The 15,550-nt window shown below is 51.0% G+C and carries 9 protein-coding genes; 7 read left to right on the top strand and 2 right to left on the bottom strand.

What is annotated here, in order from left to right:
• The first annotated feature begins 525 nt into the window (after positions 1-525).
• From HMPREF0645_RS03335 to HMPREF0645_RS03360, 7 genes are all read left to right on the top strand, one after another.
• The gene (locus tag HMPREF0645_RS03335) at positions 526-957 is read left to right on the top strand and encodes a CidA/LrgA family protein (RefSeq protein ID WP_007173443.1); all 432 of its coding nucleotides are present in this window, start codon (positions 526-528) and stop codon (positions 955-957) included.
• Positions 958-995: 38 nt separating this feature from the next.
• Positions 996-1,691, top strand: a complete 696-nt coding sequence (locus HMPREF0645_RS03340) for an LrgB family protein (RefSeq protein ID WP_007173444.1) — start codon at positions 996-998, stop codon at positions 1,689-1,691.
• Positions 1,692-2,648: 957 nt separating this feature from the next.
• Positions 2,649-3,968, top strand: coding sequence for a glycoside hydrolase family 28 protein (locus tag HMPREF0645_RS03345; protein WP_007173445.1), 1,320 nt, complete (start codon positions 2,649-2,651; stop codon positions 3,966-3,968).
• An 82-nt stretch (positions 3,969-4,050) separates the two neighbouring features.
• Positions 4,051-7,047 (top strand): SusC/RagA family TonB-linked outer membrane protein, encoded by a 2,997-nt coding sequence (locus HMPREF0645_RS03350; RefSeq protein ID WP_044123166.1) that lies wholly within the window; start codon positions 4,051-4,053, stop codon positions 7,045-7,047.
• Positions 7,048-7,061: 14 nt separating this feature from the next.
• The gene (locus HMPREF0645_RS03355; RefSeq protein ID WP_044123262.1) at positions 7,062-8,693 is read left to right on the top strand and encodes a RagB/SusD family nutrient uptake outer membrane protein; all 1,632 of its coding nucleotides are present in this window, start codon (positions 7,062-7,064) and stop codon (positions 8,691-8,693) included.
• Between the two features lie 17 nt (positions 8,694-8,710).
• A complete protein-coding gene (locus HMPREF0645_RS14320; RefSeq protein WP_272866889.1) occupies positions 8,711-8,833 on the top strand; it encodes a hypothetical protein in 123 nt (40 codons plus the stop codon).
• A gap of 25 nt (positions 8,834-8,858) precedes the next feature.
• Positions 8,859-12,302: a GH92 family glycosyl hydrolase gene (locus HMPREF0645_RS03360; protein ID WP_044123167.1), complete on the top strand. Its 3,444-nt coding sequence runs from the start codon at positions 8,859-8,861 to the stop codon at positions 12,300-12,302.
• A gap of 771 nt (positions 12,303-13,073) precedes the next feature.
• On the opposite strand, the gene HMPREF0645_RS03365 is transcribed toward HMPREF0645_RS03360, so the two are convergent.
• The gene (locus HMPREF0645_RS03365; RefSeq protein WP_007173449.1) at positions 13,074-14,279 is read right to left on the bottom strand and encodes a 1-acyl-sn-glycerol-3-phosphate acyltransferase; all 1,206 of its coding nucleotides are present in this window, start codon (positions 14,277-14,279) and stop codon (positions 13,074-13,076) included.
• Between the two features lie 39 nt (positions 14,280-14,318).
• The gene (locus HMPREF0645_RS03370) at positions 14,319-15,092 is read right to left on the bottom strand and encodes a DeoR/GlpR family DNA-binding transcription regulator (RefSeq protein ID WP_044123168.1); all 774 of its coding nucleotides are present in this window, start codon (positions 15,090-15,092) and stop codon (positions 14,319-14,321) included.
• Between the last annotated feature and the right edge of the window lie 458 nt (positions 15,093-15,550).

Consider the following 15,550-nt stretch of genomic DNA (forward strand, 5'->3'; position numbering starts at 1 on the left):
ATCTTCCTTTGATAGTGTTATTTTCCTTTCCATTACTTCCCCTTTCTTTTATTGGGCTTAGCTGCGGATTTGAGGTATACCTTTTCCAGTTCTGTCCAAGGAAGAAGATCGCCTAATTCTACTCAGCGATTATTCTTGTCAAGCTCATCAAAAGATGAACGGAACACATCGACAGATAACTGTTTCAAATGTGAAGTATACTTCATCTCACTTATGATTTAACACTGTAAAAGTACAAGTTTTATGTTAAACAACCAAAGATAAATCGATGTAATTAATTGTATTTCAAAAAATTATAAATTATTCAGTAAACACTAATTAAAACAGAGGTCTTCCTTATTTTGTCGAGGATAAAAATGGATTGCTTTTACATTAACCTGCTTGACACATATCTATTAAATAAAGTTACAATATATATTTTACCCTTAAAATTTGTATAGTCTAAGGTGTTGTTGTAATTTTGCAGTGCATTTCTATATGCTGCGAGGTGCCAAAGTGCATATCGTATGAGGATAACAAATATTCATGGCACGTCAATTTTTTATTATTTTTGGATGTCTGGCCTTGGGCGAACTGATCGTATGGCTCACCGGTATCAAGCTTCCTTCGAGCATTATAGGCATGCTCCTTCTTACCTTTTTTCTCAAAATGAAATGGGTCAAAATGAGTTGGGTGAAAAATCTTTCTCAGTTTTTGATTTCCAATCTTGGTTTCTTTTTTGTACCACCTGGTGTTGCTATCATGCTGTATCTCGACATTATTGGTGCTCAACTTCTGCCCATTGCCGTGGCTACGGTGGTGAGCACCATCTTGGTGCTGGTGGTGACGGGACATGTGCATCAGAGCGTGATCAAGAGCGAACGTTATGTGATCCACTTTGAGCAGCGTCATCACTGGTTACACCGACACCACGGTGAAGGATGTGACCGCTGTAAAGAGAAGAAAGATCAAGCCTGAGTATTTCTTTACTATAATATACACTTCCACAGTTGTTTATGGATATTCTGTCAAATCAATATGTGCTTCTGGCCCTCACCTTTGCGGTGTTTTATTTCACTCGCTATATGCAGGTGCGTACCCATTGGGTACTTCTCAATCCCATTCTCATCACTATAGTGCTCATTATCTGCTATCTCAAGGTCACGGGTGTATCATTTCAAACATATAAGACCACCGGTACGCTTATCGACTTTTGGCTCAAGCCTGCTATTGTGGCTCTCGGTGTACCACTCTATCAGCAGCTTCATGCCATCAGGCAGTTGTGGTTGCCTATTCTCATTTCCCAACTTGTGGGCTGTCTTGTGGGCATAGTTAGTGTGGTGCTCACGGCCAAGTTTCTGGGTGCACCGCAGATCATTATCGTATCTTTGGCCAGCAAGTCGGTTACCACGCCTATTGCAATGGAGGTTACTGGGTCGTTGGGTGGAATCCCCTCACTGACGGCAGCCATCGTGATCGTCACAGGTCTTATAGGTGCTGTCTTCGGTTATCGCACTCTGGCTCTGGGCCGTGTGTATAGCCCTATTGCCCGGAGCATATCCATGGGAACTGCTTCACATGCAGTGGGAGCCTCTACAGCTATGGAGTGGAGCAGCAAGCATGGAGCGTTTGCGAGTCTGGGCATTACGCTCAATGGTATCCTTACGGCTATGTTTACCCCTGCCATTCTCCAACTGCTGGGTTGTATCTGATAACTATTTGTTTTTTTGATGAATGAGAGGACGTGTAAACGCAATAAGGACGTTCAAGGGCTTAATTGCGAATTTGAGGGTAAATTAAAAAATGGGGAATGCTCCCCGTTTATTCCTTACAAATGCGAAATTAAGTATAAAAAACAAGATAGATGTTACTAAAGCGTTAAAATGTTACATTTTCAGGAAAAATAGACCATGATTTTGAAATTCAGCCACTCGACCCGGGAGCATCATGCCGGCTTCGTTGATGTGCCGAACAAACCATGCTGTCAATAAAACTTCACCATAACCGTGTCGAGATTTTCGGGACAACCAGAAGAAAATGCGCCATGCTCACGACGAATATTTTCGGTCGGCACGGCGCAAATTCTGACGTTGTACGGCGGTTGGGCCTTAACGGCCGCGCGGTTGGGCTTTCGTGGCGATGCGGCGACAGCCGAGTCGCCGTGCGGTTAAAACCTAATCGCACCGCCATTCACGATGCAATCGCAGACGAAAAAATCAGACTGTCGAGGGCTGTTTTGCTAAACGTCTGATTCATAGCAAACTACGAATTACGCGAATTTCTCAAATTTCAGACCACAGGGGCTTTTGTTTTGAAATCAACGAAATATAGAAGGCTGTTTGTCAAAATCTTTGAATCCTTTTTTAGAGGGAAGAGGGATGAGAGAAGAGGGAAGAATGAAGAGGGAAGAATGAAGAGGGAAGAATGAAGAGGGAAGAATGAAGAGGGAAGAATGAAGAGGGAAGAATGAAGAGGGAAGAGAGAAGAGAGAAGAGAGAAGAGGGAAGAGGGAAAAGAGAAGAGGGAAGAGGGAAGAGTGCATGAAACGGAAAGATTGGCCCTCGCCGAGAGATTCAGATGCGCTCGGGGTGGCCGAGTTGCAATTATGTTTTTAAAAAATTCATCAAGTAGTAAAATATTATTATATTTGCAAACCAAACGAACATCTGATGCAACAAATCAAAACTTTCTTAATCCTGACGTTGCTGCCCTTGCAAGTGGCTTTGGCACAACCGAAGATATATAATGTGGTGGACTATGGTGCGGTGGGCAATGGAGTTGCCGACGATGCGGCGGCCATCCAACGTGCCATTGACCAATGTTCGGCCGACGGGGGAGGACGGGTTTATTTCCCGGTGGGACGAACGTTTCTGGCCGGACCGGTGGAGTTGAAATCGAACATTGAGCTTTATCTGGACGTGAACGCCACGCTCAAGGCCAATCCCGACGAGCGCATCTATCAGCTGAGTGCTTTTGGCAAAAACAGGGGCGAGGGCATGATGTGGCTTTGGGCCAAGGACATCGAGAATCTGCGCATTGGCGGGCGTGGCACGATTCATGGCAACGGCGTGAGCTTTATGGGCAGGGAACTGCACGATTCCTACGAGCTGAAGCCCACCACCACTTTCGATCCGCGCCCACATGTGCTCACGCTCATCGGGGTGCGCAACCTGCGCATTAGCGACCTGACCATTAAGGAGGGAGCTTATTGGACGGTGCATCTTATCGGGTGCGAGGATGCGGTGATCGAGGGCATCAGTCTTCTGAACAATCTGAAGATACGCAATGGTGACGGCATCGACATCGACCATTCGCGCCATGTGCGCATTTCCAACTGTTACATCACGTCGGGCGACGACTGCATTTGCCTGAAAAACCGCCGCGAATACCAGGAGTATGGGCCTACCCACGACATCACCGTGACCAACTGCACGATGACATCGCGCTCGTGCGCCATCAAGATCGGGTCGGAAAACATGGACTCTATATATAATGTGACCATCGACAACTGCATCATCACCCGCAGCAACCGTGGTCTGGGTATCCAGAACAGGGATGAGGGAACGGTGACCGATGTGTCGTTCTCCAACATCATCATGGACTTGCGGCTGTGGAGCGATGTGTGGTGGGGTAAGGCCGAACCCATCTACGTGACGAGTTATCCACGTGCCGACGGCAACCATAAGGATGCTAACTGGAGGTTTCCGGAGGGCGAGACCGAGGGGCGCTGCGGCGAGGTGAGTCGCATCTACTTCAGCAACATCTTCGCCACCTCGGAGAACGGTTGCTTTGTCGGGGGAGATGTTGTGGGCAAGGTGAATAACGTGTATTTTAATAATGTCAGGATTCGCCCCGTTCGGGTTACTCATTACCCCAATCCCCAGATAGACCTGCGACCCTGTAAAGGGCAGTCGTTTGTGAAAGGGCGACCGGACGTATGGTCGCAGCGGGCAACCGACTGCGTGCTCGATGTGGAAATGATGAAGTAGCCCGGATGAAACTGGAATGAAACAAGCGGGTGTTATCTTTGCACCCAATACAAGCCGAATATATTTTCTAAAACAAATATTCATGTTCAAAGTACGAAATCTAATTCGACAAGAGGCGCGCACGATTGTGCTCACGGCCTCTCTGTTGCTGTGCAACGTCGCGATGATGGCACAGAGCCAGACGAGTGGTGTGATTACCGACGCCAAAGGTGAGCCGCTCATCGGCGTAACGGTGATAGAACAGGGCACGGGCAATGGCACCGTGACCGATGTGAACGGGCGCTACACGCTGACCACCACGCGCAAGAATGCCCGACTGAAAGTGTCATACGTGGGCTATGAGGACCAAATCATCACGCCGGGACAGAGCGTGAGCCTTGCAGAGGACAACAAGACACTGAACGAAGTGGTGGTGGTGGGCTATGGCACGATGCGCCGCAAGGACGTCACGTCGTCCATTACTACGGTCAAGGCCGAGGATCTTAACAAAGGTGTGTTTACCGACCCCGGGCAAATGCTCCAAGGCAAGGTGCCGGGATTGATTGTCACATCGAACGGCGACCCCAATGGTGGGGCGAGCATCACGCTCCGTGGCGCCAGCTCGTTGCGTCCCGGCGAGGCCATGTCGCCCTACTATGTCATCGATGGTATTCCCGGTGTAGACATTTCCATGGTGGCTCCCGATGATATTGAGAGCATCGATGTGCTGCGCGATGCCACGGCCACGGCCATCTATGGGTCGAAGGCAGCCAACGGTGTGATTATCATTACCACCAAAAGCGGGAAGAAGGGGCAGGAAAGAACCAATGTGAGCTATGCCGGATATGTGGCTTTTGACCAGGTGCTCAAGACGCTCGACATGGCAACTGCCGATGATATTCGCGGATATGTCAAGGCCAACAACATAGACTATGCCTATGATGGCGGGTCAAGCACCGACTGGCAAAAGGAGGTTTTGCGCACTGGTATCAGCCATAACCACAGCCTGTCTATCAACGGCGGGTCGAAGAAAACATCTTATATGGCCAGCCTGAACTACACCAATCGTGAAGGTGTCATCAAAAGTTCTGGCATGGACAGGCTGAATGTGCGTTCGCTCATCACCTCCAGCGTGCTGAAAGACCATTTGGATTTGTCGGTGGGTGTCAATGCCATGTATGGCAAACACCAGGGTGTGAAGATGGGTAACGAGGGTGCTTCAGTGCTCGATGCCATGAACTATTTCAACCCGACCAATGCCGTGACCAACGCAGACGGCTCATGGGTAGAGGGAATGGGCAGCAAGAACTACAACCCGGTGTCGCTCATCAACGAAGATACGTCTGAGTTCATGTGGAAACGCATACAGTTTATTGGCAAGGCCACGCTTCGCATTGTCGACGGATTGACTTGGAGCACCAACTATTCGTATAACAACCGGCAACGCACCTATAGTGCGTATGACAGTCGCAAAACCCAATTGGACGGAGTGGCAGACCTGAAAGGACGCGCAACCCGGAACACCTATTTTGGTGACGAGCACACTTTTGAAACCTACATGAACTTTGAAAAGACCTTGGCCAAGGTGCATAAGCTGGCGCTCATGGCAGGATATTCCTGGGAAGAAAAGGTGAGCAATGATGGCTTTGGACTGACCGTGCATAACTTCTTTGACGACAACCTGAAATGGAACAACCTGACTTACGCTGGCGCCATAGACGGTATTCCCGGCGTGGAAAGCGGAGTAAAGGAAAAAGTAAGAAACATTTCCTTCTATGGGCGTGCCAGCTATTCTTACAATAGCAAGTACATGCTTCAGGCTACCCTGCGTCGCGACGGCTCGTCGGTGTTCGGCTCCGGACATAAGTGGGGCACCTTCCCGTCTGTTAGTGCCGCTTGGAACATCACGGAAGAAGACTTCATGAAGAACCAAGACGTGCTCTCTAATCTGAAACTCCGTTTGGGTTATGGGGTCAGTGGTAATGCATTGGGCTTTGGTGCTTACACGGCAGTGAAAACCTACGGTGGCAACGGTCAGGTGTTTACTTATGACGGCAACACCTGGGCAACGCTGGTGGCCACCAAATTGGCCAACCCCGACCTGAAGTGGGAGTCTACGGGCATGTTCAATATTGGTCTCGATTATGCCTTTTTGGGCGGTCGTATCAATGGCTCCGTTGAGTGGTACAACAAGAAAACCAAAGACTTGATTTGGAGTTATCCCGTTTCTTCGTTTATCTATCCGTTTGGTTGGATTAATGCCAACGTGGGCGAGATTACCAACCAGGGGGTTGAGTTCTCGGTCAATGTTGATGTCATCCGCGGCAAGGATTTCTCTTGGAACACCGGGTTGAACCTCTCACACAACAAAAATAAGGTGGATAGGTTGTCCAACGACAAGTACATGACCTCCACTTTTTCGCAGGCCGACCCCATGGTTGCAGGCGTGTCAGCCAACGGCTACACCCAGCGCATTATCGAGGGCGAGCCTCTCGGGACGTTCTATACCTACGAATTTGCAGGCTATGACGATGCAGGCAAGTCTACCTACTATGTGCGTGATGCCGAAACGGGTGCGCGAACGGGCGAGGTGACCAACTCTCCCGAGTACAAGGATCGTACGATCACCGGCTGTGCACAACCCAAACTCAATGCGGGTTGGAACAATATGTTCACCTATAAGAACTGGAGCCTGAACATGTTCTTCACCGGTGTGTTTGGCAACGACATCTATAATGGTATGCGTGCCCACTATACCGCACCCGATTTCTTCTCCGGCGGCAAGAACGTCTTGAAGGAATTTATCACCGACCGACCTAAAACAGACAACCTTTCGAACATTCCTTCAGACCGCTTCATAGAGAACGGCAGCTATGTTCGCCTGCAAACGCTTACCCTCGGCTATACCTTCAACAAGTTGGGTGGCTGGCTGCAGAGCATTCAACTGTATGCCACCTGTAACAATGTCTTTACCATCACAGGCTACAAGGGTCTCGACCCGGAAATCAACTTGGGTGGTATTGATCCGGGAGTGGATTATCGTTGGAGCAATTATCCTCACACACGATCGATGATTGTGGGTGCTAAAATCAACTTCTAACAACTATAACGATGATGAAAACAACTATAAAATACCTGTTCTCGGCATGTCTGGCCATGCTTGCCGTGGGATGTACAGACTTGAATGTGGATGTCGAGTCTCAATATATAGAATATCCGGGCAGCAAAGAGGCTGTCGAGTCGAAGATGGCCGGTGTATATTACCAGATGCGCGACTGCTTTGGGCGCCGCTATATGGAAGCCATGGCACTCTCAAGCGACGAGTATACAGCGGTGTCGTACAGTGGAAACTGGGTGGATGGCTATGCTTATTCCAACACCAGTCTGCACAATTTCAATGCCGAATGTGCCACCATGGACTGGATGAACGTCCTTGGCGAGGGGGTGGTGAAGGCCAACGAAGTGATCTATTCGAATGCTGATGCCAAGTATATTGCATCTGCGCGCGCCATCCGTGCATACTTCACCTTTATTGAGATGGACTGTTTTGGCGATGCTCCTATTGTGGATGAGGCGTATGCCAAGGAGAAAGGAGTTGACATTTCCAGTCGTCAGCCACGGGCAGAAGTAGCTAAGTGGATCGAGTCTGAGTTGTTGGATATAGCCGAGACGCTTCCCGAGGAAACAACGGGCAATAACTATGGCAAGCCCAACAAATACATGGCCTATGGGCTGTTGGCTCGTTTGTATATCAACTGGCCTGTTTATACGGCGGCCTCGGTCGACCAATATGATGCGGACAACTACTCCAACGAGAAGCTAAACGACTGTGTGAAGGTCTGCGACAAGATTATTTCCTCCGGCAAATTCGAGCTGGGGCCGGTTGCCTATCGTTTTAAATTCGGCCCCAACAACACGGAATTGGTGGAAAGTGGGGAGATAAAGGACTTCATTTATGCCATGCCTTACCACACCTTGAATGCTGTTGGTATGCAATATGGGCGCTCGCGGTCGTACAAGGACATCAAGAGCCTCAACCCAAGCTATTTTGGTGAGAAGATGTCCAACTCCGGTGGAGCCTATATCACGATGACACCGGAGTGTGCAGGACGATTCAATCTGCCGGGCGATGAGCGCAATCTTCACATCCTCAACGGAACCGTTCATGTCTACGACCCCGTTACTTTACTTCCGACAAGTCAGGTTTGCTTGGATCGGGCGGGCAATCCCCTTGTCCTTACCCGTGATATCACACTTGTCAATCAGGACGCAACACTCGATGTGGGCGACAATTTAGAGGGTTGGCGACAGGGTAACCGTAGTGTCAAGTGGTTCGTTGTGAACAGCGATTATAAGAACGGGCGCAACCAAAGCAACGACCTTCCCCTGATCCGCTATGCCGATATACTACTCATCAAGGCAGAAGCCATCGTGCGTGGGGCGTCGGCAACCAAAGGCCAGACGGCACAGTCGCTCTTCAACGAGATTCGGTCTTATGTCCATGCACCGACCATCGACCACACCCCTTCGCTGAATGAACTCTATGAGGAGCGTGGGCGCGAGTTTTTCGACGAGAACCTTCGTCGCATGGATATGATTCGTTTCGGGCACTTCGAGGATGAATACGGCTTCCACAAAAAGGGATTCCCAAACGCCAACTTTGACAAGAGGCGCAGAATCTTCCCCTTGCACAAAGCCAATCAGCTTGATGTTAATCCAAATTGGAAGCAGAACCCAGGCTATTGATAGATTGTGAAATTCAAATGGGCAGGCCGTTGGTCTGCCCATTTATGCCCTTGGTGATGAAAATGGAAAACAATCCGCTGGGTATCGACTGGTACATCACGGTGAATGTCGACAATGTTCCGGCGGATTGGATCAAATAACAACATGCTTGCAACAACCCATCAAATGAAAAAGACATCAGCCCTTTTCCTTACCCTTCTCTTCGCCCTCGTCGCGTTCGCACAGAAAACTCCCGAGCAGATGGGGGGTGTCTACTATGCCTATCCCGACCCTCAGACGAATGCTTTTGCAGACATCCCCGAGGGTTACACACCGCTCTACATCAGTCATTATGGCCGACACGGCTCGCGATGGCTTCCCCACGACAGCCGCTACGAGTGGGTGTTGCAGCAGTTTTCGGACAAATCGAACCTAACCCCAAGGGGTAGAAGTGTGCGCGTTCGGTTGCAAAAGGTGTGGGAGAATGCCCGCGGCAACGGCGGAAAACTCACCTCCTTGGGGGCCAAACAACATCGCGGCATCGCGCGGCGCATGCTCCACAACTTTCCGATGATATTCCGCGGGGGTGCGAGCGTGGAGGCGCATTCGAGCATTGTGGACCGATGCATGAAGAGTATGGAGGCTTTTGCCGACGAACTCAAGGCGCAACAGCCCTCCCTGCACATCACGACCGTGGCCGATTCTGCCGAGATGCGCTACCTGAGTTACGATTCTCCCGACCTGAAACTGTTGCAGCGCGAAACCAATATTCCCTTGGGCATTTCGGCTAATCGCTTTGCGGCCAACCTTTTTAAGAACCCTTCGCGGTTGGAAGATGCACAACGACTCATGTCCGAACTGTTTACCATCGCCTCGGATATGCAGGATATCGAGGGGCTGGACATCAACCTCTTCGACGCGTTCACCGATGAGGAGATGCACGCCCTGTATGTCTGGAACTGCGCCAAGATGTTCCACCAGAACGGTCGGGGCGCTGCAAGCCGTGACAGTCCCGCGCAATGTGCGGCGAATCTCTGGCAGGATTTTGTCGACAAAGCCGATGAGGCCATGGCCCAAGGTCGCCCGGCGGCTCACCTGCGCTTTGGTCATGACACGGCGCTCTACCGCTTGCTCGCCCTCCTGAAAGCCACTCCAACCCTGCCCACTGCCCCAGATGGCATCCACGGGAAGCTCGACGAAATCGTGCCGATGGCTGCCAACCTTCAGTTGGTTTTCTGCAAAAGTGCAACAAACTGGGTGGTGGGCTTTTTCCTCAACGAGAAACCGCTGACCCTAAGCGGACTGCAGCCTGCGCTGCGGACCGGGAGAAACACCAACTGGCATCTGTGGGACGACGTGAAGGCGCATGCTCAGCATTATCTCGATAAGCAGAAGTGGATGGATCGCACGCGTGCCATCAACACCATGGTGGGTACCGACTACGCGGTTACCCCTTCGGTGGGGCGTTATGGCAAGGGCTCGGAAGAGCATGGACAAACCCTTCCGGCCGTGCTGGAGCCCCATGGTCACACGTATTGGACACCCCAGACGCAAGACACTGAGCAGAAATGCGTTGCACCCTATTATTATCGCGATTCCCTCTTCCAGGGCTTTCGTGGCAGCCATTGGTTGGTGGGCGGATGCACGCAGGACTATGGTTCGTTTACCCTGATGCCGATGATGGACTCCCTGCGCCTGAAAGCCACGCGGCGAGCCACCCCGTTCTCGCACGACGAAGAGGTGTCGCATCCGTATTATTATGCCGTGAAACTGCCGCGGGAGCACCTGTATGCCGAAATGACGGGGCGCAGCCGCAGTGCGCTGTTTCGCTTCACAGCCGAACAGGCGGGCGAGATGCACGTTGTGGTCAATCCCAACAGCGATGAGGGAGAGGGCTTTGTCACGGTGGATTCGGCCAGGAATTGCATCTGGGGCTACAACCCCGTGCACCGCATCTATCAGGGTTGGGGTGAGCGAGCAGGGTTCAGCGGTTGGTTTGTGGTGCAATTCCAGCGTCCGTTCAAAGCCTGCGGCGTGAGCGATTCGGTGGCCTTTGTCACCTTTGACGTGCGTGCCGGCGAAACCGTTTTGGCCAAGGCTGCCTGCAGTTTCAACGATTTGATGGGAGCCATGGGCAACGCGAAGGAAATTCCCGGGTGGGATTTTCTGACCACCCGACTGGCCTTGGACAGCATTTGGCAGCGGCGACTGCAAACCATAGCGGTGGAGTCGGACGATGACAACAAGGTAAACCTGTTTGACGGCGCACTCTATCGCGCATCGTTTCTGCCCCGCGTGATCAGCGACCGCGACGGCCACGCTCCCCAGTTTGCCAAGGGTGAGCACGCCAGTGCGGCCGACAAGGTGTGCTGGTTTCCGTCCCAAGGCGATGCTGACCGGCAGACGTATTCCGACTTCTCGATGTGGGACATCTACCGCGCCCAACTCCCGCTGCTCAACATCATCGACCCCGACCGCACCAGCCAGATGATGCAGAGTCTGACGACGATGTATACGCAAGGCGGCTGGATGCCCATCTTCCCTTGCTGGAACTCGTACACCTCAGCCATGATCGGCGACCATGCCACATCGGTTGTTGCCGATGCCTATGTGAAGGGCAATCGCCATTTTGATGTTGCGGTGGCTTATCAGGGGTTGCGCAAAAATGCTTTTAAAAGTCCCAAGACTTTGGCGGAATATCAAAACGGCATGGGTCGGCGCGCCTTGAAAAGTTATCTTAAATACGGTTATATTCCCATGGAAGACTCGGTGATGGAGGCTTTCCACACCCATGAGCAGGTGTCGCGCACCCTCGAATATGCCTACAACGACTTCTGCGTGGCCCAACTGGCCAAGGCCTTGGGCAAAACCAATGACTACCGCGCCCTGATGAAGCGCGCAAGAAACTGGCGCAACGTCCTGAATCCGCAAACGAGATGGGCCGACGGGCGCTATCAGAGCGGCCAATGGCTCAACAACCGGGATATCACCGGTCGGGTGCCGTTCATCACAGAGGGTGCCGTGATTCACTATTCCTTCTATGTTCCCCACGACGTTTACGGACTCATGGAGGCGATGGGCGGACGGTCTGCCTTTGTTGCCAAATTAGACAGTCTCTTCGGGCTGACCACCTCTCCCCTGCGGGAAACCGAGGCGGAGCGTGGCTTCTATTGGCATGGCAACGAACCCTGCCATCAAACGGCCTACATGTATGCTTGGGCCGGACAGCCATGGAAGACGCAACAAATCGTGCACCGCATTCTCAACACCGAATATCTTGACGTGCCCGGCGGACTCTCCGGCAACGATGACGCAGGGCAGATGAGTGCGTGGTATATCTTTTCGGCCCTGGGCTTCTATCCCGTTTGCCCGGCCACACCTTATTATATTATCGGTACGCCGTCGTTCAAGCGTGCCCGAATTGGGCGTCTCACCATCGAGGCCCCCGGCGTTTCCGACGACAACATGTATATCCAAAGTGCCACGTGGAATGGGCAACCATACACCAAGACCTATATCACCCACGACATGATTCGCCAAGGCGGAACCCTGTGCTTCACGATGGGCGCGCAACCCAACCAGTCGTGGGGGACAAACAAGGAGGACCTGCCACCAGACACGATGGAATAACTGGGTTGCGGCAGTTGGGAATTTTATTGACAAACACCCCGCCGTGCTTCGATGATTCAGAAAAAAACTTCCGGCTGTCCGAAATACGGGAAATAGGAGGAATTTTATAAAACATTGAAAAACTGGGCGTTATAAAACCACCGCCTCATGCCTCCCATTTTGTCGCTTGCGATAAGATAGCAAACGGCAGGACGACAACGGCCTTATCGCCATGCGACGAGGCCGTTTCCGCACGATCGTTAGGCCGCCAACGCAGCGCCAAAGAACCCTGACCGCAGCTGTTGGGAATTTCTCGCGTCGTTTCGGCTGGTCATGGCCGCCGAAACATGGCGCTTTTTGCGCTGGTTGCCCGAAAAAAAATCGTCGGAAAATGGTTATTCTTTTTTACACCTCATCCCCGCTGGTTAGCAGAAGTTTAGCTCCTTCTTTTTTTGGCGTTTCCGTGTAAACTTTTTGAGGAGCAGCACCTCGGCATGGAATATAAAAACAAGACGATGATTTTATTTTTCAGTTTTTCTGTCTACTGTTTGCCTTTTTCCTGACTTCGTCATCGTGTCACCTTAGCGTCGTCGGCAACACGGTCATAGTTGATTGGCGACGCTCACTTCGCCATCCATCAATAAAAATTTGTTATAGCCGCTTTTGTTCATTACAAAACGAGTAGCTTTGAGTGACGAAGTCAGGAAAAAGGCAGCCCCTCCGGGACTGCCCTTTCAATAGTTGTCAGTTGCCAAGCTATAGGTCAATACCGTGCGCCCATACGCCTTCCTATCAGGATTTCCCGAAGCCGAAATGGCTCTTGAGAGCCTTAAAACGGCTGCCGGTACCTTCTGTTGCAGCCTTGTGGTTTCTCACGGGATAGGCATACATGGTCAGCATACGCTCGCGCAGGAAGTCGGTGTCCTTATTCTCCATGTCTATTTTGTCTATCTGCGCCATGATGTATTGCTCGAAGGAGCTGCGCTGCTGGGGCGTGTACATGCTCGAATAGTCTTTGTTGCCCTGCAAGAGATCGTGAGCCACATAGTTGTTGGCGAAGAGTCTGTAATTGGAATGAATCTGCTGGTCGATGTAGGCCGCAATGGTGTCGAAGAGCTGGCTCTTCGGCATGTCGTGCTTCAGGCTCCCAAGCCATTCGTTAATGCAGGGTGCGCAATGGTATTTGATGTGCCCCTTGAATCCCTTAATACCGACCATCATGCTCTCGATGTCGTCCTGCGCCGTTTTTTTCCAGAATGGCACATCGCGCTTGAACTGGAATTCTCTTGCCTTGAGATAGTCGCAGGGATCGAACTCGTAGGAGATGGCCAGGGGAACAATATGGAGTGAGGCCAGTCTGTCAATGAGACTTCCCTCTCCGCCCATAACCATCATCTTGAGTATGGCGGGCTGGGTGAGGTCGTTGGAGTCCTTGGCGCGGCCTTCACGCTGGGCAATCCACACGTTCTCGTTTTTCTCCTTGATAGCAAAGTGCATGTATTCCGACATGCGCTTGCTGGCCCGGTACATCTCTATGGAGTGCAGGGTGCGCTCTACGGTAAACGACTTATTGATGCGCACCAAGTCCTTGACCCATGGAATGGTGAGCAGGTTGTCTCCGATGGCAATCTCGCACGTAGTCTCAAAGCCCACGTCGAGCAACAGTTTGTCGAGGAATGCCGAGTCGAGCACGATGTCACGGTGGTTGCTCACGAACGTGTAGCGATGCTTGATATTGATGCTGGTGGCATCGACGCTGCAGCCCCAGCTCCGCTCTCTGATGAGTTTTTGGAGAACAGGGTAGCATATTGCCTTCTGGAACTCCAGGTTGGTCTTGCATTGCAATATTCTCTGAGAGAGGTCCTCAAAGGTAACCTCTGGGAACATATAGCCTGCAACTTGCCTAAACTGCGGGTCTGCCAGCAGCCGGTCGTACACTTCGGGCAGTTCCTCAGGGACGATAGGACGAATGGAATCAAATTCTTCGGGAATATTCATAATCTTTTTGTTTGTTGTTAGTGCGAGTCTTTTATTTGGTCATAGACCTATTTCGGCAATAATCAGCTCAATGCCCAGTTCCTCGATGCGGTCGCGGTCTGCCGCTCGCAGGTCTGAGTCGGTAATGATGGTGTCTACGGTCTCCATGTCGCATATTTTGGCAAAGCCCCGCCTTCCAAACTTGGAAGAGTCGGCCAGCACGATGGTGCGTTGCGCCGCTTCTATCATCTGTCGGTTTAGAAGAGCCTCATTGAGATCGGTGGTGGAGATGCCGTAATCAAAGTCAATGCCATCGACGCCGAGGAATAGCTTGCTAAACGAGGTGTCGTATAGCAAACTCTCGCTGTATTGGCCCACCACCGACAAGCTACTCTGCCGCAGGTTTCCGCCCAGTTGCACGACATCTATACCATCAATCTGTGACAGGTCGATAGATGCGGGCAGCGCGGCCGAGACAACCATGAGCCTGTGCTTGGGCTTGATACATTTGGAGAAAGCGTGTATGGTGGTGCCAGAGGCGATGATAATGGAGTCGTTGTATTCAATGAGCTTCGCTGCCTCCATACCTATTCTATGTTTCTCCTCCATATTGAGAAGCTCTTTCTCGTTGACCGAGCGGTTGACAGCAAAGGGGTTGATGGCTATAGCCCGGCCATGGCTACGGTAGAGCTTACCCTCTTTCTCCAAGGCGGTAAGATCCTTTCGGATAGTGACAGGCGAGACGTTGAGCTGCTCAGCCAAATCCGAGACTTGGAGAACGTCTTGCTTGATAAACTGCTCCAATATGACATCGCGCCTTTCTTCCTTTGTCATCGTGGTCTTTTTTACGGGATAATTTTCCTTGCAACAGACTTGGCAAAGATATACACCAGATTAATTTTGTACAAATATAAGCAAATGTCGTTGTTTGGGATACGAGCCGGGCAGCTTTAACATATTATTAACAATAGGCCGGGCTTCATAGCCGTAATCCTTGGCAAATATCGCAAGCACAGCGATTTGCATCGAGGTCAAAGTTGGGTAGCGTGTTAGGAGTCGTGCCAAAGCGGTAAGGGAGAGCCTTAGGCATCATGGAAGACCACACTAACAAACTACGGATACAACATAAATATAATATGTGAAAAAAGAGAAGATATGAGTTTTTGATGGCTGAACAGTATTGAAATCGGCCCCGTGATGTTTCGGTTTAATATTGCAAAGTTTCGATTTAACCTTAATTTAGTTAATATATGATAACAAAACACGAATATAAGTCAACAAGGGCTTACCTT

Origin of the sequence: Hallella bergensis DSM 17361, assembly GCF_000160535.1 — a bacterium.
Lineage (GTDB): Bacteria > Bacteroidota > Bacteroidia > Bacteroidales > Bacteroidaceae > Prevotella > Prevotella bergensis.